Consider the following 17,014-nt stretch of genomic DNA (forward strand, 5'->3'; position numbering starts at 1 on the left):
ACAGGTGGCCGGATGATGCCGAAATCAGTGGCCGGATGATACCGAAATGGGCGGCCGACTCATGCCGAAATCGCTGGCCGGATCATCCCGAAATACGCACGTGGTGAGCTTCGTATGAATTGGCACTAATTTGACGGCATCAAGTTGTTGAGAATTTGCGAGCACACATCTCCCTATGGCGATTTTACGACTAACGCGCGGATTCTTGGGGATGACTATGTGATTAGCTGGAATCTGTGTACTCTTTCCGTCGTAGTATTTTTGTGATGCTTCATCAAACTGATATTCGATACCTAATCTCTTTAGCGCTTCTAGAAGAACGCCTAATGCGCCACGGATGTTATCAGGCATCAACTTTCCGGTAATACTATTTACTCTGGTCCGAACATACAGTCCGTGGCCAATTTTCATTAGCAAACCTTCTCTGACCATATTTCGTAGACCACGACCTACCTGGTCATAATCAGCGATATCAGCAAAATCAGATCGCATGAAAACAGAATGCTCAGCGCATTTCACCCTGATTGCTAATCTGTCTTGTATTGTCATCTGATATCTCCTGTCACTCGTGGCAAAGAGTAAAAAAATACGTCATTTAAATGACCGTTTGCTCAGTATCAATAATACTTTGGCGAAGAGAAGAGTCAAATTCAGCTGAATTTACCTGATTAATATTTAGAGTTAATTAATAGCCAACCCTAATTGCGTTTCCTGAGCTGATTAGTCTTGATATTCGCCTCAATTTGTGATTAGATTGGTCTTGGTATTCACCTCAGCAGCAGGAATTTAACCTATGTGGATCTGGCAACAACCTGACTGGCCCAGCCGTCAGCAAGATGCAGCGCAGGTTTTTCGTTATGATAATGCGGCATTGACCCCTAAGCTACGTGAGCTGCATTTTTTGCAGGGGCTGCTGTTGGGTAAAATGGACGTGCAGGATAACCAGCTGGTGGCACTGGATACGATGTTAGCCAACATTCTTACCTCCAGCGCCATTGAAGGTGAGCGGTTGAATCATAGTGTGGTGCGCTCATCATTAGCACGTAAGCTCGATATTGATGAACCACAAGCCGTTGCGACGACAGCCCAGTCTGATGGTCTTGCTGCGATGGTAACGGACGCAATTGGCAACTGGCAGCAGCCGTTAACGCTAGAGCGATTATTGCAATGGCATACCTGGCTGTTTCCGGTTGATAGCTCATTAATGCAAAGAATACAGGGTGGGCAGCTTCGCGGCGACGAGCCGATGCAGGTTGTCTCGGGTAGAATTGATCGCCCAAAAGTGCATTTCGAAGCGCCACCGCGGCAGGTGTTAGAAAGCGAGCTTAATTGCTTTATAGGCTGGTTTAACCGCTCGCAGAAAGACGCTAATTTAGACCCGCTGTTACGCGCCGGTATTGCGCACTTCTGGTTTATCACCATTCATCCGCTGGAGGATGGCAATGGCCGCTTGGCGCGGCTGCTGACCGATCTGGCGCTGGCACAGGCAGAGCATCAGTCCATCCGCTTTTATGCCATGTCGGTTGCTATCCTGGAGCGACGTAGCAGCTATTACGACATCCTTGAGCAAAGCCAAAAGGGCGATACTGATATTACTGCCTGGCTGCTCTGGTTTCTTGATACTCTGGCTGCCAGCCTGCGCCAGGTGCTGGTCGATATTGAACAAACGCTGCTAAAAACCAGATTCTGGCAACGCGTAGACCAAACCCAACTGAGTAAAGAACAAGTCAAAGTTTTAAACCGGTTGCTGGATGGCGACTTCAGCGAAGGCATCAGTAACAGCCAATACGGCAAAGTTGCTAAAGTAAGCCCCGCAACCGCCAGCCGGCATTTGGCCCAGTTGGTTGAAATGGGTTGTTTGGTGAAAACCGCTGCGGGGGGCCGAAGTACCAGGTATGTGATCTTGCAGCCTAACCAAAGAAATGCTGTGAATATGTAGCCTCTAATCACTTAGCATGAAGAAGAGTGCTGTAAGGCTATTATTATGGTGGCTATCAAATACCAATTCACATGACAGAATAATTCTGGCGTCAAAAACCATTGTGTAATTGGAGCTCATTTACCATCTAATCTTCTGCCACTATTTTGTTTTGATTTGTAGTGGTGATCATGGGCGTCATTAATCAGCATCTCCACAAATTCACTTTCAGATAATCCATTGGCCACTGAAAGATTTTCCAGTTTTTTTGAAACTGATTTACTCATGACGAAGTTATAATCTTTTTTATTTTGTCGTTTGAGTCGGTGTTTCTGAGTTGCCCAAGCTCTCTTTATTTTGATTAAAAAAAGCGCTTTTGTATCAGGAGGTTTTGACCAGCAATCTATGCAAGCAATAATGTTATGGTACGTATGAAAGACTTTGTGAAAACTCCCTTAGCTCTTTGATAAAATGACGTTTGTTGCATGATTTTTCTTCCCAAAGATGAAAAAAATCTTTTAGTGCTTGGCGACGAGTATTTACTGAATATGGACTTTGCTCAACAGCTGTTTTCGTATAAATCTCGGTTACCAAAGTTCTTCCAAAAAATTCAATTTGCATACAACACCTCGTTAAGTAATTTACCGAGGTATTGTCGTTTGCTTCTGAGTAGTCGAGCAGGGGGGTTAGGAGTCTAAGTTTCAAAAAATAAAACCCGGCATAAGGCTACCGCATTTGCGGTAGCCTATATCTGCGTTAAATTTCCAGTTCAACAAAGTTTTTATCAATGTCCTCTTGGGTAATGCCGATATAGCGTAACGTTACCCCTTCAGAGCTGTGGCGTAGCATCTTCATTACCCTGGCAATATCTTTGGTCGATTTGTATAAGTGATAACCTCTGGTTTTACGCATTGAATGGGTACCCAAGTCGATGCCGACATCTTCACCTATCAAGGCAAAGGCACGGCTAACATAACGGCGTGATAATGGCGCCGGTGTTAAGTTGCCGGCACGCTGGTTTCGATACGACTGAAACAGATATGTATGATCGGGGTGTTGTCGTTTAATCCGGTTGGTTATTTCATTCGTCTTCTGGTTAAGTTTAATATTGGCCAACTTGCCGGTCTTACCCTCTTTAAGTAATAAACGTTCAGCCTGGATATCAGTAAACCTTACAGACAGTAAATCAGTTATGCGCAATGCCAGGTTTAAACCAATATTCCAAATGTCAGCCATTTGCTGGCCGTAATGCCTGTCTAACAGGTGACTAATTAGTTTCACCGTATCTAGGCTTTTGACAGCGTATACCTCAGCCATAGTCAACTTCCTCTTTTCGATTAAAACGCAGTTTTGAGAACTTCAGCACAGTGCAAAAAGCACAAGTGCCGTTTTATAAGGCTTTCTAAGTACCCAAAAGGCTAATTTGGGAACTTGGCATTTATGCCGTTTTGTCAGTGGTTTGCTAACCTGATAAATAGGCTTAAAGCAGCCCACGTTCAGCGAATGACACCGGGGTTTCGCCCACGACGATATGGTCCAGCACTTTTACATCAATCAGCGCCAGCGCATCGCTTAGTCGTTTGGTTATCCGTTTATCAGCTTCTGAAGGCTCGGCCACACCAGAGGGATGGTTATGGGCAAAGATTACCGCACCTGCGTTATGCTCTAGTACCAGCTTTACCACTTCACGCGGGTAAACCGGAGCAGCGTCAATGGTGCCGAAGAATAACTCTTTGTATTCAATTAACCTGTGCTGGTTATCAAGCAGCATAATTGCAAACACTTCGCGCTCGTGGTGAGCCATTCGGTATTTCAAATAATCTTTGGTGGCATCAGGGTTGGTGAAGGCATCTTTGCGGGCGTATTTTTTGGCAATCAGCGTAGCAGCTTTATCCAGTACTTCTAAGGCGGCAACTGACCATTTAACAACGTCTGCAGTGGTAGGTTTTGGTGTCATGGTATATCTCCTAATAGGCATTTATTTGCATATGCTTATTAGTGATATAGGTCTGAGTTTTTTTCGATTTGGCAATTGCTGGCAGCCGGTACCGGCTTACAGTTAAAAAATACGCAACAGGCACATGGTCTGGACTAATACGAGGACCTAACCATGAAACTAATCAAATTAAAAGCCGTGATGGATTGCACCGGCCTGGCTCGCTCAACCGTTTATAAATTTATTGCAGAAGACCGTTTTCCAAAGCCAGTAAAACTGGGCACCAGAATGGTGGCGTGGGTAGAAAGTGAAATACAAGATTGGATACAGCAAAAAATTGAACATCGTGAGCACCTGACGACTAAGTAATGCACTTTTTGACACAAATATGAAATCTGCGACCCGTATCATTAGCGTACACATCATAAATATCTGCACTGTTCAGAGCTGTTTTCAGCGGCTAATCTGGCTACACTGAAACAGAGCCCAAGGAGAAAGCTATGGATAATGATGTAATCCAGCTTGAACGGCAGAGCCTGGAAGCACTGCGACACAACTACCCTCAACTACAACAACTCAGCGGCAGCATTATGTTTTTCGCTGAAGCCGAATCACCAATGCTAACCGCTACCGCATGGCACTTAACTGAAGCCGATAATGCCATGCTGAAAAAGTGGGGTGTTAAAGGCGCGATTTTAGAACTACTTGATAGCCTGGTTGAACAGCGCAAGTTGCACCGCATTCGTCCAAACCGGGAGGGACGATTGGTGATCCAGTTGGGTGTGATGGAAATTGATTGGTTAACCGAGGGCAGTACATTGTTATCGACGTATGAGCGGGCGAGCTAGAATAGGCTATAGACGGACTTACAGTCTGCATGTTGCCAATAGCTTATTTCGCTGGTTAATCAGCTTCTTTAGCAGTAAACGAAATCTTACAAGCTATACAATTTTTTGCGCGGAGCTAACTAAGTATTTCCGAATACACATCCAAAATTTATCGATGAAAAAAATCGCAATTTACCGATAAGTTGTTGTAACTTAGGAGGAAGCAGGGTAATGTTCTCAATGTTAAATATACGAAATAAAGTTAACTTGAGGTTAAATAATACTTGCCTGTAGACGAGCATTATCTGAATTGGTAGTTTTTGGCAGTGCTATAGGGAATAGTTTTAAATGGAAGAGAGAAATTTTATGTGGCCAGGTCATTATCCTGAACGGTGCCCACCAGATGACGTGGAAGACGTTTCAGGGGTAGTTTTTAGGTTCACGAATAGAGCAAATCCGAAGCACAAGGACTTTCTATCTTACTATGAGTTAAAACCTAATGAGGACTGGGGTGATAAAGCTTGTCAGGCTAGAGGCCTGTCAGTCTATATTTCTGAGAACGATTGCAAAACTGCTTTGGCAGCGGTGCCTGCGTTAAGGAAAAAGAGTCTCTGCGTAGCTGAATTGTCTTCTGAAACAGGTATGATTGGAGGAACTCCCTCAAAAAATAATTACAATCATAAAACATTATGGTCATTAATCAGTGCTCACGATTTGGCTGAAATATTCATGCCAATAGACACAATGAAGGTGATCAATGCTTAACCTTCCAAATAACACCATACTTGGCAAATTGCGCATCGAAACAGTCTACCAGTTTTATGACATTCCAAGGCTATTTTCATGCTCGAACAATTCCGGGACAAAATTCTTAGCGTTATCCGTATTCGATGATTATGAGAGCTATAAATGGCTGTATCTTCCAGTATCTATTGATAGGCTGGCTACGATTATTAGCAAAGGATTTATGCTGAGGCGTGCTTTTCTTCTGCCTGAAGACGGATTTTTATATAAAGTAGAATCGAACTTTGAAGGGGATTCGTCTGTTCTTCGCATATTCCCTGAGCAAATAGATGAAGAAGATCTTCCAGATGAGGGTGTATATCTTGAATCGAAGGAAGGAGTGCAACTTGGACTAGGTGCGATAGATGCAGATCAGGCTGCAGAGGGGTCAAGAAGAGAAACGTTTAATCTTCATTTTTATCCTTGGGATACAAAATTACCTGAAATAGATGCAAAAGATTTAGGTGGGATACTTACATCGTTTCAAGAGCTCGCTAATGCACTAGGTCAATTCTGTAAAGGAGACGTCACCTTAAAGGGTGCTATTCCTGCTGATGTTTTAGAGGCAACAAAATTTCGAGCTACGCAGATCTTTGAGGGTTCGTTTGGGCTTCAGCTCAAATCAAAGTCTACGTCTGATTTATTTTATAACTCGTTAGCATCTGATGTTCTTTTTGAACTGACCAACTTAGTCGAATCTAGAGATAATGAAGATAATATCAGTAATAAGCTCCACCAGTTAAAAGGAAGAGTAGCTTCTAAATATCGCTTGTTTCTTAGAGAGGTATCAAAACTGGATTCACCAATGAAGTTGCACTGGGGCTCACCGAATAAAGAGCGTGGCCGAATTTTATCACTATCTATGCAGGAGATTAAAAGGGCTTTTGATCTTGTAAGTAAAATTGATATTGATATGTCTGAATCCGTTACTTTTAGAGCAGAGCTATTGGGACTGGATATTAAAACGAAGCGTTACAGGGTTCGTCATCTAAGTGATAACGAAGATTATAGTGGAAAAATTCTAGATGAATCGCTAGATGCAGTAAGACATTCTGAGATAAGCGGAATTTATAACGTAACATTGAAAAAGATAATTGAAACAAATTTTTCGTCTGGTTCAGAGTATACGAAATGGGCTCTTATTAGGCTGGAATCAACTTGCAAGTAGTAAGCTCCGCTAACTTTTTTTACCGTTTAGAATGGTTCGCCTTGCTGAGCCAACAAGCGAAGCGCAACTTACCATTTTTTGCTATTTTTGAATGTGTCACAGGCATCAAAACGCATGCCGTTTAACGTCATTTAAATTTGCCACCACAATTTGCTGCGCCTCTGGGCGCGCTTCTATTTTGGCTAAATCTAGGTTTAGTGCTTGCACGGCATAGGGTACCAGTGCAGAGCGTACCGAGATAACCCGCTTACCATCGACCATATTGTAATCTTCAGCAATAATGGTTTTTTGGTAATCGCTTAGCCTGGAATCTGGCACCAGCACGATATCAATTTTGCTATTCCAGCGTTCATCCTGTGTTTTGGTCATATCGGCATCGCCTTCGATGCCATTTATGCCACGAAACCGGCTTAATACAAAATCCCGAAAATCACGATTTTTCTCGCAATAAGCGCGCACATGCCAGCGCAATGGCGTGCATACCAGGGTATGTGGTGCAATAATCCGGCTTTCTTCATCGGGTGAGGTTAGTGACACATAACCCATATCAATCTTTTTACCGTCGCGTGCGGCTTGCACCAAGGTGCGCAGAATGTCTGGGTTAACCTGCCTAATTGGCGGCGTGAGCATTTCGGTATGGGCAAAGCCTAAATCGAGTTGACTGAAAGTGTGAGCAAAATCTTTGGTACTGGCCAGTGCATGCAGGTATTCATCTGCCAGGCCGCTGGTTACTTTTGGTGTAAATGTAGCAGAGGGTTTATAGCCTTTTAATTTACCGTCATAGTCTAGGTTACCTGGTGCAACGTCGCGTAAATAGCCATTAATATCTTTCGATGCCTGCTGGCGGGCAATACCAAAGCTGTTACACAAATGGTTAGTCGTTAGCCTGCCTTCCCATAGCGCAACTATCTCAATCAGCCGGTAGCGCATCAGCAGCTCCCAGCGAATGGGCCAGCCTTCAGCTTCATGCTGCACGGTGTGTTCCATCGTTTTCATACTTTAATCCTTTAAATGTGTATGCAAAGCGTGCACTACTATTCACTTCATATCCAGGGCTAGGCCGGCCAGGTCAGGTGATGCTGTTTTAAAATAGTTTGCTCTTGTTCCAGCCACTTTACAAAATTATGTACCGGTAATCCATAATTACGTGCAAGCACATAATACTCATATGCCACATACACTAAATCTGCGTAACACCAAATCTTCCCGTCATAAATTACCTTATCGTTTCGATGCCCAGCTAAATGGCCAATTTTAGCCATCAATTCATTGAGGTAACTCATTCTGCTAAGTGCAGGTAAATCGTCACTGGTAACGTTAAAGTTTATGGCCATCTTTTAATTGCTCCTGCTTATATAAATGTAGCTACCACTTCATACAGAAACTTTAGGACAATTAAGTCAGGTACCCAACGCTTATTAAAGTACGCAAAAAAGCTTCTGCCTGAAAAACATACACTGGGCATCTGCACAGTATAGTGTGAATTTGGAAACTGCCTAAGATGGTTAGTAAGGGATGACATGTCGCATACAGTGACAGTAAATGGACAAGGCTGCAGGATGTAGCCAACAGGATGTAACAAGGACAAGCTGGCATGGATGCCATTTTAGAACGTTAAAGCATCATACCTCTGACTGTTGTTTTTAAGGAGAATCGATGTCGACTAGCAGTAAACCGATATTAGAATCAGACTTCACTGATATGACCCTCTTCATGCGCGTCGAGGGCGGAGCGATTTATACGCAAGAAAAAGATTCTAAATTTTTGGTGGTTACTGATGAAAGCGCTATTGCTGATTTACTTGAGCCAGAAGATCTAGACGGCATAGAGTTAGTTAAAGTCATCGAGTTTGACACAAAGCAAGCACGATCTGATTATTTGACTTCAAGATTTGAGAAGCCCGCTCCTCTGACCTAGCAGAAAACAGTACCATAAAAGTTTCAATATCTGTCTGTTTTCAGGGATACACATAATTCTGTTTTAGCTTATCTACACCTACTTCATTCATGACACTGGTTTGAGTTCTTCTTTATTTTAATAATTTGGTCATTGCAGTGACATTCTCATATCGGGCCGCTTTTTTTATTAAATTACATTTGCAATGTAATTTAAGTTGACAAGCCTAAACGGCGCAGGCATAGTTACTGCATATTACATCGGCAATGTAACGAGGCTTTATGTTTAACATTAACGTAGAAGAAATTAAAGATAATCGGATTTTGACGCGGGTCGATGTCCAGAGAATCACATTTCATATTCGTCAGACTTTTGAGCGTTATACAGAGCTTGTGCTCAATGGTTATCTTTCAGCTGAATCAAAGTTTACTGATCCAAATGGTGACGATCTTGATGCTAAGCCTTTTTACCCTGAGGTTGAGCGCGATCTTAACTACGTTGAATGTAACCTTGGTAGAAACCTAGAAATTATTCGAACGTTTTGTTTTGAAGCGGAGAATCCTAAAAGCTATCTGGAAGCTGCTGGCGTTACTGATGGTTACACCAGTGGTGGGCTCAATGATTTTCTGTATGAAACCCTTCCACCGTGTCTTGCTTTCGAGGGGCTCCTTCGAAGCGGTGTCATGGAAGTACCTTGCAAAATCGAGCATGTACACTGGCTACTTATCCACTTCTTTGCCCGATTAAAGCTAGAGTATGGGTCGTTAAGCTATGGACGTTTACCTGATATTGACATGGTAGGTGATCAAATTGCATCTTTAGGTATTCATGAATCTTATTTCTCATTTCGGGAATTAACTCTGCTTGGTGGCTATAAAACAGAGCGCGCTGTCCGTAATCTCGCATCACCCTCGACACCAGAACATCGTCGGCTACCAATCATTAAAAATGGAAGAAGCACCTTTTTAACACATGAGGTAGTAAGTGCCTGGCTTAAAAACGTCACTTCAAAATAGTGTTTTCGTTTTAGTTCATAACCCCAGCGGAAGGTGGGGATGTAACATCCGCAACCGCGCCAGCGCAAGAGCTTGGGTATTTGCAGTGCCTTTATATTGCGTCAAAAGTGAGTAACCAACTTAACTGTGAATTGGGGCAGTTAATGGAGTGATACACCATTGGTGAGCGGCTGACAGCAGGAAAGACTGCATATTACTTAATGGAATTACATAGCAAAAATTATCGGAGAGAAAAATGCTTAATCCTCGAGAGGGTCGTTACCCCGTTTCTACTATAAAAACAGGATGTGTACCTTTTAATCATCTGTTGAAAGGTGCTTCAGGTTTCAACGTTGGTCCAAACCCAGTGAAAATAAATGGTAATTACCTCCAGTCTTTTGAAGCCGCGTTAGCATTCTTAAGAACTACTCATATTGCGGGCTGGCGCGAGTTAGGAGTTGGTAATAATAGTGGTGCCCGTAAGGCTATCGGCTGGGTTACTAAAGCTGATGCAGAGAAGTTATTAAAAGAGCGCGATGTGATAAAGCGTATTGAGTTATTCAAGTCATTAACTGATGTGGTTAGTTAGCAACAAAATTAAAATTTTAGGCAGATCAACGTTGAACAGCTTTTTAAAAGACTTTCCGGTATTGGTTGGGAGTGTCAGAGTCAAATTGTTGATTTGCTCCTGCCTGAAAAACATACACTGAGTATCTGCACAGTATGGTGTGAATTTAGAAACTGCTTAAGATGGGTGCCTAGGGATGCCAATTATTTAAAGACAAGAGGGGTAGCAATGAATTACGCACAACACGAGCTGTTCTTAATCAATTTACGCCAGCAGTTTGCGGATATTTTTTTAGTAAGCAAGGCAGGCAAAGACAACTCTGGACAGAGGCTACGCGCCCAGGGTTTTATTCATGCTGGCGAATTACTTGAGATATGCAGCCGGCATGAAGTGCAGCAGTTAATGGAGCAAGTACACACAGAGGTGTTTGGTATCAGCATCGCCGAGAGAAAACCCAGCGAGCAGGCGCGCAGGCAACAGGCGTTAAAGCTGGGTGATTATGATTACTTTGATGAGCCGGCGTTTAACCGGTTGCGTTGATGCCAATTATTACATGTTGCAAACAAAATCACCTTACTCTAAAGTCGGTGCGATTTGTGGTACGTAGTTAAGGATAATGAAGTTGAAAGATAAGGGAAAAACCGCTGTATTGGCTCGCGCTATTGTAGTCTTGCCTTCAACGTTACAGTTCCTAGTTTTTCGCAATTACTAATGGGCAGCCATCGTAAATCCAGCTTGATAGAAGATCTCTATGGCATAGCCAGTTTCTTGCCTTGGTGGCTCAGTATCTGTATGGCAATTGGGTTTTATTTTTATCTGGATAGCCTAGCGGTAATGCCGGTAATTGATCCGCAAAAGCCAATGGCGCACGTAACTGGTTGGTTGGTCTATTACGTTGCTTACTGGGGGCGGTATTTACTGCCATTAATTTTTGTCTTTGGCGCGGTGACATCACTCAAGGCAAAAGCCAAACGGGTATCACTGCTTAATAATGTCCGATACGACTCTGCACCACAGCAAGATGCACTTGCGGCAATAAGCTGGCGTGAGTTTGAAATGTTGGTAGGGCAGTTTTTCCGTGAAAAGGGTTATAAAGTCAGTGAAACAACAGAGGGCGCCGACGGCGGTGTCGACTTACACCTGACAGACAATGATTTTAAAACCTACCTGGTGCAATGCAAACACTGGAAAGCCAGCAAAGTGCCGGTCAATGTGGTGCGGGAGCTATACGGTGTAATGGTGGCAGAGAGTGCCTCTGGCGCCTTCGTTGTTACCTCGGGCCAATTTACTGATGATGCGCAGGCTTTTGCTAATGGTAAAAATATTCAGTTGATTGATGGCCTGTTACTTGTCAGTGCGATAAAAGGACGAGATACACAGCAAAATAAACCGGTAATCAGCACGGTAGCTTCTGCAATACAATGCCCGGTTTGCAATAGTGATATGGTGCTACGTACTGCCAAAAAAGGCCCTAATGCAGGAAATCAGTTTTTTGGTTGCTCAAGGTATCCGTCTTGTCGTGGCACTAAAGCAGCGTAGTTTAAGAGTGTGATATGAATAAAACGCAGCAAATTGATAAGTGGACTTCCCAGACTTTACTCTGGTAAACCTAAAGATATTTGGGAACTTGCTGAAGTAGTAGGATGAGCACAACCAGAAACAACGCCACCATGTAACGGTAAAACAAACAAAGCACTCAGAGCTTTAGGGTATCCAGTGTGAGTACTCTTCTAGTTTCTACCTAGCGCAAATTTGGCATTGGTTGTTGGTCAATCAAGGTGAATTGAACCGATCTATAACGTTATAAATGCCCTCAACGCCTTTCAGCTTGTGCTCGCCTCTTCCCTGAGACTCGGCCTGTGGCCCATCTTTTCGATGTGCAAAAATGATCCTGTCGATTTTGTGGTTTGGACAGCGCTCATCCTGAGAATTGGATGCTATTCGATATTTTGGATCTGTTCGCGCATCTGCTCTATCAGCACCTTTAGCTCTACTGCCGCATTGGTAATATCGGTACTAATGGCTTTGGAAGATAAGGTATTCGCTTCGCGGTTAAATTCTTGCATCATAAAATCGAGCCGCCTGCCGCAGGCGCCGCCTTTTTTCAGGGTATGGCGGGTTTCTTTGATGTGAGCGTCAAGCCGGTCAAGCTCTTCGGCTACGTCTGATTTTGAGGCTAAAAACGCCATTTCTTGCTCTAAACGGCCTTGTTCAATGTCGGCTTTAATGTCGTTTAAGCGGTTTAGAATACGATCGCGCTGCCACTGCATGGCTTGGGGTAAATGAGTGCGGACAAACGCCACTTGCTCGCCAATAGCGGTAAGGCGTTGTTGGATCATGTCTTCTATTGCGTCGCCTTCACGGCCGCGGCCGGCTAAGAAATCTTGCATGGCGGCATCGAAACCGGCCAGTAGTTCGCCTTGCATGGCGTCTAAATCTTCGCTTTGGCTTTCCATTACACCCGGCCAGCGCAAAATGTCGGCAATATTAAGCTGGGCCTGTGGCGCTTTTGCCAGTAATTGCTGGGCTTTTTGCAGTAGTTGCGCGGCAAATACTTCGTTCATGCTAAGCTCGCCCGCCGCTTGGTTAGCATGGTAACGCAGGTTTACTTCTACTTTGCCACGTTGCAAGTTGCTGCGTAGTTTGTCGCGCAAAATGCTTTCAAGACCTCGAAATTGTTCAGGTAAACGAAAATACGATTCAAGGTAACGCTGGTTTACCGAGCGAATTTCCCACTGGGCAGTGCCCCAGCTGGCTTTGGTTTCGTGGCGGGCGAAGGCGGTCATGCTGTGGATCATGGTTAATTCTCTGGCAACAAATAAAAACAGAGTATACCGCAGGATTACAGATTTTGGCGAATTGCTCGCCCTCACCATCGTTAGCCCCTATAATGGCGGCCATTGTTAATTTCAGGAGTGCAGTTATGCGTCCAAGTGGTAGAACCGCCAGCCAGATCCGTCCTTTAACCTTTACCCGTCAATTTACCGCCCACGCTGAAGGTTCAGTGTTAGTAGAATTTGGTAATACTAAAGTAATTTGTACCGCCAGTGTGGTGGAGGGCGTGCCGCGTTTTATGAAGGGCCAGGGTAAAGGCTGGGTAACCGCCGAATATGGCATGTTGCCACGCGCAACGCATACCCGGAACGATCGCGAAGCCGCACGGGGCAAGCAGGGCGGCCGCACTATGGAAATTCAGCGCTTAATTGGCCGGGCACTGCGCACCGCTGTTGATTTAAAGTTACTGGGTGAAAACACCATTACTATCGACTGTGATGTTATTCAGGCCGATGGTGGCACGCGTACGGCGTCTATTACCGGTGCCTGTGTGGCTTTGGTTGATGCGCTTAGCCATATGCGGGCCAAAGGGATGATTAAATCTAACCCGTTAAAATATATGGTAGCCGCTGTTTCGGTAGGTGTTTACAAAGGCACGGCGGTAGCCGACTTAGATTATGCTGAAGACTCTAACGCTGAAACCGATATGAACGTGGTAATGACCGAAACCGGCAAAATTATTGAAGTGCAAGGCACCGCCGAAACCGAGCCATTTAGCTTTGAAGAAATGCAGCAAATGATGGATTTGGGTCGCCATGCTATTCGGGAAATAATTGACGAGCAAAAGCGGGTATTAGCGTAAGCAGAGGCCGAAAATAATGAAGCAGTTTCAGCTTGATTTTATTGAGTTTGCCCTGGCGCGCCAAGTGTTAAAGTTTGGTAGTTTTACGTTGAAGTCTGGCCGCAGCAGCCCGTATTTTTTTAATGCGGGCTTGTTTAATACCGGCAGCGATTTAGCCAGGTTAGGCCGTTTTTATGCGGCAGCGTTGCAAGATGCGGCCATTGAATTTGATGTACTGTTTGGCCCGGCTTATAAAGGCATACCTATTGCCACCACCACGGCAGTGGCGCTGGCGGATCACTATAACCGTGATGTGCCGTACTGCTTTAACCGTAAAGAAGCTAAAACGCATGGTGAGGGCGGTAATCTGGTAGGGTCGCCGCTAAAAGGCCGCATTATGCTGGTAGATGATGTGATTACCGCCGGTACGGCTATTCGCGAGTCGATGCAGCTTATTCAGGCAGAGGGGGCACAGCTTACTGGGGTGTTAATTGCGCTGGATAGGCAAGAGCGTGGCCAGGGTGAGCTGTCGGCCATTCAGGAAGTAGAACGCGATTTTACGACCAAGGTGATCTCGATTATTAGCCTGCCCGATTTAATCAGTTATTTGGCGGATAAACCGGAAATGGCAGAGCATCTGCAAGCGGTACAAGCTTACCGGGCGCAGTACGGGGTGAAAGCTTAGTTTGCTAACCGTCGAGCAAGGTGTCAGATAATGCTTACGGAACAGCGGCATGGATGCCGCGCAGGCTGAAGGGGCACAGGGATGTGATCCTTGAAGCCGGAGCAGTAAGCGTTGCCTGATGCCTTGCTAGTATTGGCTGCTGTTACGAAAGCACAGCTGACCCTGCGCTCTGTGTAATTTACGCGTGAGAAAAGAGTTATCTGATGCCTTGCTAGTATTGGCCGCTGTTACGAAAGCACAGCTGACCCTGCGCTCTTCATTATTTACTGCATAGAAATTGCTAACCGATAAAGGTTGGCCCATTTACTTAATTATCAGGTAAATAAGCTCTGTTGCAGTAACGCCCACTGGTTTTGCCAGGCGGTGGTGGGTAAGCGTTTAAAGCCTGAGCGCACAAACTGATTAATTTTACCTTCTACCAAAGCCAGTAACAGGTTTGCCAGTTCACCCTCATCAATAGTAAAGCCTTTGCCTTCGCGTAATTTTCGCTCACGCAAGGTTTGTTTAAGTTGGGTTTCCAGCTTTTCAAACAATATCGCTACCCGTTCTAATAAACGTTGCTGTTCGCCTTGCAAGGCATCGCCGGTAAGAATGCGGCAAAAACCCGGATTACGCTCAGCAAACACCAGTATTAATTGCAGCATTAATGTTACGCGGCTTTGCGTGTCTTTATGCTCATCTAAAATGGCATTTACTGTGGATAATAAGGTGTCTTCAATAAACTCAATTAAGCCTTCAAACATTCGGGCTTTGCTGGGAAAATGACGATATAGCGCGGCTTCAGACACCCCTACTTTTTCTGCCAAAGCGGCGGTGGTAATGCGCTGACCATTATTGCTTTGCAGCATGGCAGCTAACGCCTGCAAAATATCTTCTTTTCTGTTGCTGCGACGCGGTGTTGACATAGTTTTTCCCAAATTCAAACTAGCTTTTACCCGAATGACCAAAGCCACCTGCACCGCGCACTGAGGCATCAAAGCTGTCTACCACAACAAACGTAGCCTGTACTACGGGCATAAATACTAATTGCGCAATGCGGTCACCCGGCTCAATGCTAAAGCTCTGCTGGCCGCGGTTCCACATAGATACCATTAAGGGCCCCTGATAGTCAGAATCAATTAACCCCACTAAATTGCCCAGTACAATACCGTGCTTATGACCAAGACCAGAGCGTGGCAAAATAGTGGCGCATAAATTAGCGTCGCCAATAAAAATAGCAATGCCGGTTGGTATTAATACCGTTTGGCCGGGTTCTAGCGTTAACGTTTGCTCCAGACAGGCTCTTAAGTCCATGCCAGCTGAACCGGCTGTGGCATAAGCGGGTAATGGAAAGTCTTTGCCAATACGGGGGTCAAGTATTTTCAGCTCAATCGCTTTATTCATTTGTTGGTTTCACTTGTGGTCTGTGGTTGAGAAAATAGTTGAGAAATTAAGGTGATCAGGCTGGCAGCTAGCGTAACTTTATTCTGTAATTCAAGCACCTGCTCGCCGCCATGCCAGATAGCCGTGATGGCGTTTTGCTCGCTGTTAAAGCCGGCATTAGGCAACGACACATCGTTGGCGCAAATCATATCGAGTTTTTTACTGTTAAGTTTTTGTCTGGCATAGTGCAGTACATCTGTTGTTTCAGCAGCAAACCCAACGGTAAAGGGCCGGCGCTCTGTCAAACTGGCCACGGCAGCAATAATGTCAGGGTTTTTCACTAGCGTTAGCTGCAATGTTTCGGCACTGCCTTTTTTAATTTTTCCAGGCGCAATAGTGGCAGCCCGATAGTCGGCAACGGCAGCGCAGCCAATAAATATATCGCTTTTTATGGCAGCGTTAAGGGCGGCAGCGTGCATTTGCTCAGCGCTAATAACCTGTATCCGGTTTACGCCGGCGGGCGTAGCTAATTGCACCGGGCCACTGATTAAGGTGACGGTAGCGCCAGCTGCCGCTGCAGCTGCCGCTAAGGCATAGCCCATTTTACCTGAACTGTGGTTTGACAAGAAACGCACCGGATCTATCGCCTCACGGGTAGGGCCCGCGGTAATGGTAATGTGCAAGCCGATAAGCGGTGTAAGCGGTAGCAAGGTTTGCTCGATTAATGCTACCAGTTCAAGCGGTTCCAGCATGCGGCCGTAACCGACATCACCACAAGCTTGTGCACCGGCACCAGGGCCATAAATGTGAATATTATGTTTTTTTAGTGTTGCTAAGTTTTGCTGGGTAGCTATATTGTTATACATCTGCTGGTTCATGGCCGGGGCTACTGCAACGGGTGCGGCAGTAGCCAGCACACAAGTGGTGAGTAAATCGTTAGCCATGCCGTGGGCTAGTTTGGCTACAACGTCGGCTGAGGCCGGGGCGATAACGATAAGCTCGGCCCATTTCGCCAGCTCTATATGGCCCATTGCGGCTTCAGCTGCCGGATCAAGCATGGTGGTGCTAACCGGGTTGCCTGATACTGCCTGCAAGGTTAAGGGCGTAATAAATTGCTGAGCTGCACTGGTCAGAATGACCCGCACTTCGGCGCCACGCTCTTTTAGCCTGCGGACTAAATCGGCACTTTTATAAGCGGCAATACCGCCGCTAATGCCAAGCAATATACGTTTTGCTGCCAGTGTTTGCTGCATAAATACC

General features: G+C 45.1%; 22 protein-coding genes. 12 read left to right on the top strand and 10 right to left on the bottom strand.

Features of this window, described 5'->3' with window-relative positions; translation table 11 throughout:
• Positions 1 to 24 precede the first annotated feature (24 nt).
• Positions 25 to 549, bottom strand: coding sequence for a DUF6088 family protein (locus VT06_RS15415; protein WP_235357453.1), 525 nt, complete (start codon positions 547 to 549; stop codon positions 25 to 27).
• A gap of 244 nt (positions 550 to 793) precedes the next feature.
• On the opposite strand from VT06_RS15415, the gene VT06_RS15420 reads away from it, so the two are divergent.
• Positions 794 to 1,939 carry a Fic family protein gene (locus VT06_RS15420; RefSeq protein WP_046555228.1) on the top strand — a complete coding sequence of 382 codons (1,146 nt, stop codon included), beginning with the start codon at positions 794 to 796 and terminating at the stop codon, positions 1,937 to 1,939.
• Positions 1,940 to 2,338: 399 nt separating this feature from the next.
• On the opposite strand, the gene VT06_RS18130 is transcribed toward VT06_RS15420, so the two are convergent.
• The 3 genes from VT06_RS18130 to radC all read right to left on the bottom strand — a co-directional run bounded on the left by VT06_RS18130 (position 2,339) and on the right by radC (position 3,875).
• A complete protein-coding gene (locus VT06_RS18130; RefSeq protein ID WP_152659043.1) occupies positions 2,339 to 2,539 on the bottom strand; it encodes a hypothetical protein in 201 nt (66 codons plus the stop codon).
• A gap of 135 nt (positions 2,540 to 2,674) precedes the next feature.
• Positions 2,675 to 3,235: a tyrosine-type recombinase/integrase gene (locus tag VT06_RS15425; protein ID WP_046555229.1), complete on the bottom strand. Its 561-nt coding sequence runs from the start codon at positions 3,233 to 3,235 to the stop codon at positions 2,675 to 2,677.
• 163 nt (positions 3,236 to 3,398) lie between these two features.
• Entirely contained in the window at positions 3,399 to 3,875 is a 477-nt protein-coding gene (radC, locus tag VT06_RS15430; protein ID WP_046555230.1) for a DNA repair protein RadC, read from the bottom strand.
• Positions 3,876 to 4,028: 153 nt separating this feature from the next.
• Here radC and VT06_RS15435 point away from each other — a divergent pair, with 153 nt between their 5' ends.
• The 4 genes from VT06_RS15435 to VT06_RS17640 all read left to right on the top strand — a co-directional run bounded on the left by VT06_RS15435 (position 4,029) and on the right by VT06_RS17640 (position 6,632).
• Positions 4,029 to 4,223: an AlpA family transcriptional regulator gene (locus tag VT06_RS15435; protein ID WP_046555231.1), complete on the top strand. Its 195-nt coding sequence runs from the start codon at positions 4,029 to 4,031 to the stop codon at positions 4,221 to 4,223.
• 131 nt (positions 4,224 to 4,354) lie between these two features.
• A complete protein-coding gene (locus tag VT06_RS15440) occupies positions 4,355 to 4,702 on the top strand; it encodes a hypothetical protein (RefSeq protein ID WP_046555232.1) in 348 nt (115 codons plus the stop codon).
• A gap of 327 nt (positions 4,703 to 5,029) precedes the next feature.
• Positions 5,030 to 5,446, top strand: a complete 417-nt coding sequence (locus tag VT06_RS15445; RefSeq protein ID WP_046555233.1) for a hypothetical protein — start codon at positions 5,030 to 5,032, stop codon at positions 5,444 to 5,446.
• Complete coding sequence (locus VT06_RS17640; RefSeq protein ID WP_052750310.1) at positions 5,439 to 6,632, top strand: DUF6575 domain-containing protein; 1,194 nt, start codon at positions 5,439 to 5,441, stop codon at positions 6,630 to 6,632. Before VT06_RS15445 ends, VT06_RS17640 begins: the two co-directional genes overlap by 8 nt.
• Before the next feature lie 105 nt (positions 6,633 to 6,737).
• Here VT06_RS17640 and VT06_RS15455 read toward each other — a convergent pair whose 3' ends face one another.
• Together VT06_RS15455 and VT06_RS15460 are read right to left on the bottom strand one after the other, a co-directional pair.
• Entirely contained in the window at positions 6,738 to 7,628 is an 891-nt protein-coding gene (locus VT06_RS15455) for a WYL domain-containing protein (protein WP_046555234.1), read from the bottom strand.
• A 59-nt stretch (positions 7,629 to 7,687) separates the two neighbouring features.
• Positions 7,688 to 7,966 (bottom strand): hypothetical protein, encoded by a 279-nt coding sequence (locus VT06_RS15460; RefSeq protein ID WP_046555235.1) that lies wholly within the window; start codon positions 7,964 to 7,966, stop codon positions 7,688 to 7,690.
• A 322-nt stretch (positions 7,967 to 8,288) separates the two neighbouring features.
• On the opposite strand from VT06_RS15460, the gene VT06_RS15465 reads away from it, so the two are divergent.
• The 5 genes from VT06_RS15465 to VT06_RS15485 all read left to right on the top strand — a co-directional run bounded on the left by VT06_RS15465 (position 8,289) and on the right by VT06_RS15485 (position 11,630).
• Positions 8,289 to 8,549, top strand: a complete 261-nt coding sequence (locus tag VT06_RS15465; protein WP_046555236.1) for a hypothetical protein — start codon at positions 8,289 to 8,291, stop codon at positions 8,547 to 8,549.
• A gap of 260 nt (positions 8,550 to 8,809) precedes the next feature.
• Positions 8,810 to 9,544: a hypothetical protein gene (locus VT06_RS15470; protein ID WP_046555237.1), complete on the top strand. Its 735-nt coding sequence runs from the start codon at positions 8,810 to 8,812 to the stop codon at positions 9,542 to 9,544.
• A 235-nt stretch (positions 9,545 to 9,779) separates the two neighbouring features.
• Positions 9,780 to 10,112 (top strand): hypothetical protein, encoded by a 333-nt coding sequence (locus VT06_RS15475; protein WP_152659044.1) that lies wholly within the window; start codon positions 9,780 to 9,782, stop codon positions 10,110 to 10,112.
• Between the two features lie 207 nt (positions 10,113 to 10,319).
• A complete protein-coding gene (locus VT06_RS15480) occupies positions 10,320 to 10,631 on the top strand; it encodes a hypothetical protein (RefSeq protein ID WP_046555239.1) in 312 nt (103 codons plus the stop codon).
• 171 nt (positions 10,632 to 10,802) lie between these two features.
• On the top strand, positions 10,803 to 11,630 hold the full coding sequence (locus VT06_RS15485) for a restriction endonuclease (protein WP_046555240.1): 828 nt from the start codon (positions 10,803 to 10,805) through the stop codon (positions 11,628 to 11,630).
• A 398-nt stretch (positions 11,631 to 12,028) separates the two neighbouring features.
• On the opposite strand, the gene VT06_RS15490 is transcribed toward VT06_RS15485, so the two are convergent.
• Positions 12,029 to 12,889 carry a YicC/YloC family endoribonuclease gene (locus tag VT06_RS15490; protein ID WP_046555260.1) on the bottom strand — a complete coding sequence of 287 codons (861 nt, stop codon included), beginning with the start codon at positions 12,887 to 12,889 and terminating at the stop codon, positions 12,029 to 12,031.
• Positions 12,890 to 13,014: 125 nt separating this feature from the next.
• On the opposite strand from VT06_RS15490, the gene rph reads away from it, so the two are divergent.
• Positions 13,015 to 13,728, top strand: coding sequence for a ribonuclease PH (gene rph, locus VT06_RS15495; RefSeq protein ID WP_046555241.1), 714 nt, complete (start codon positions 13,015 to 13,017; stop codon positions 13,726 to 13,728).
• A 16-nt stretch (positions 13,729 to 13,744) separates the two neighbouring features.
• Complete coding sequence (gene pyrE, locus VT06_RS15500) at positions 13,745 to 14,392, top strand: orotate phosphoribosyltransferase (protein ID WP_046555242.1); 648 nt, start codon at positions 13,745 to 13,747, stop codon at positions 14,390 to 14,392.
• A 314-nt stretch (positions 14,393 to 14,706) separates the two neighbouring features.
• On the opposite strand, the gene slmA is transcribed toward pyrE, so the two are convergent.
• Genes slmA through coaBC form a run of 3 tightly spaced genes read right to left on the bottom strand, consistent with a single transcriptional unit; the run spans position 14,707 to position 17,007 of the window.
• Entirely contained in the window at positions 14,707 to 15,297 is a 591-nt protein-coding gene (gene slmA, locus VT06_RS15505; protein ID WP_046555243.1) for a nucleoid occlusion factor SlmA, read from the bottom strand.
• A 19-nt stretch (positions 15,298 to 15,316) separates the two neighbouring features.
• Positions 15,317 to 15,775: a dUTP diphosphatase gene (dut, locus tag VT06_RS15510; RefSeq protein ID WP_046555244.1), complete on the bottom strand. Its 459-nt coding sequence runs from the start codon at positions 15,773 to 15,775 to the stop codon at positions 15,317 to 15,319.
• Positions 15,772 to 17,007 (bottom strand): bifunctional phosphopantothenoylcysteine decarboxylase/phosphopantothenate--cysteine ligase CoaBC, encoded by a 1,236-nt coding sequence (gene coaBC, locus VT06_RS15515; RefSeq protein WP_046555245.1) that lies wholly within the window; start codon positions 17,005 to 17,007, stop codon positions 15,772 to 15,774. The genes dut and coaBC overlap by 4 nt, the downstream gene beginning before the upstream one ends.
• Positions 17,008 to 17,014 lie beyond the last annotated feature (7 nt).

The organism is Arsukibacterium sp. MJ3, from assembly GCF_000987765.1.
GTDB lineage: Bacteria > Pseudomonadota > Gammaproteobacteria > Enterobacterales > Alteromonadaceae > Alishewanella.

Bases quoted from the DNA above. Each gene is read 5' to 3' on its own strand.
- VT06_RS15415 (WP_235357453.1), bottom strand. From the start codon at position 549: ATGACAATACAAGACAGATTAGCAATCAGGGTGAAATGCGCTGAGCAT.
- VT06_RS15420 (WP_046555228.1), top strand. From the start codon at position 794: ATGTGGATCTGGCAACAACCTGACTGGCCCAGCCGTCAGCAAGATGCA.
- VT06_RS18130 (WP_152659043.1), bottom strand. From the start codon at position 2,539: ATGCAAATTGAATTTTTTGGAAGAACTTTGGTAACCGAGATTTATACG.
- VT06_RS15425 (WP_046555229.1), bottom strand. From the start codon at position 3,235: ATGGCTGAGGTATACGCTGTCAAAAGCCTAGATACGGTGAAACTAATT.
- radC (WP_046555230.1), bottom strand. From the start codon at position 3,875: ATGACACCAAAACCTACCACTGCAGACGTTGTTAAATGGTCAGTTGCC.
- VT06_RS15435 (WP_046555231.1), top strand. From the start codon at position 4,029: ATGAAACTAATCAAATTAAAAGCCGTGATGGATTGCACCGGCCTGGCT.
- VT06_RS15440 (WP_046555232.1), top strand. From the start codon at position 4,355: ATGGATAATGATGTAATCCAGCTTGAACGGCAGAGCCTGGAAGCACTG.
- VT06_RS15445 (WP_046555233.1), top strand. From the start codon at position 5,030: ATGGAAGAGAGAAATTTTATGTGGCCAGGTCATTATCCTGAACGGTGC.
- VT06_RS17640 (WP_052750310.1), top strand. From the start codon at position 5,439: ATGCTTAACCTTCCAAATAACACCATACTTGGCAAATTGCGCATCGAA.
- VT06_RS15455 (WP_046555234.1), bottom strand. From the start codon at position 7,628: ATGAAAACGATGGAACACACCGTGCAGCATGAAGCTGAAGGCTGGCCC.
- VT06_RS15460 (WP_046555235.1), bottom strand. From the start codon at position 7,966: ATGGCCATAAACTTTAACGTTACCAGTGACGATTTACCTGCACTTAGC.
- VT06_RS15465 (WP_046555236.1), top strand. From the start codon at position 8,289: ATGTCGACTAGCAGTAAACCGATATTAGAATCAGACTTCACTGATATG.
- VT06_RS15470 (WP_046555237.1), top strand. From the start codon at position 8,810: ATGTTTAACATTAACGTAGAAGAAATTAAAGATAATCGGATTTTGACG.
- VT06_RS15475 (WP_152659044.1), top strand. From the start codon at position 9,780: ATGCTTAATCCTCGAGAGGGTCGTTACCCCGTTTCTACTATAAAAACA.
- VT06_RS15480 (WP_046555239.1), top strand. From the start codon at position 10,320: ATGAATTACGCACAACACGAGCTGTTCTTAATCAATTTACGCCAGCAG.
- VT06_RS15485 (WP_046555240.1), top strand. From the start codon at position 10,803: ATGGGCAGCCATCGTAAATCCAGCTTGATAGAAGATCTCTATGGCATA.
- VT06_RS15490 (WP_046555260.1), bottom strand. From the start codon at position 12,889: ATGATCCACAGCATGACCGCCTTCGCCCGCCACGAAACCAAAGCCAGC.
- rph (WP_046555241.1), top strand. From the start codon at position 13,015: ATGCGTCCAAGTGGTAGAACCGCCAGCCAGATCCGTCCTTTAACCTTT.
- pyrE (WP_046555242.1), top strand. From the start codon at position 13,745: ATGAAGCAGTTTCAGCTTGATTTTATTGAGTTTGCCCTGGCGCGCCAA.
- slmA (WP_046555243.1), bottom strand. From the start codon at position 15,297: ATGTCAACACCGCGTCGCAGCAACAGAAAAGAAGATATTTTGCAGGCG.
- dut (WP_046555244.1), bottom strand. From the start codon at position 15,775: ATGAATAAAGCGATTGAGCTGAAAATACTTGACCCCCGTATTGGCAAA.
- coaBC (WP_046555245.1), bottom strand. From the start codon at position 17,007: ATGCAGCAAACACTGGCAGCAAAACGTATATTGCTTGGCATTAGCGGC.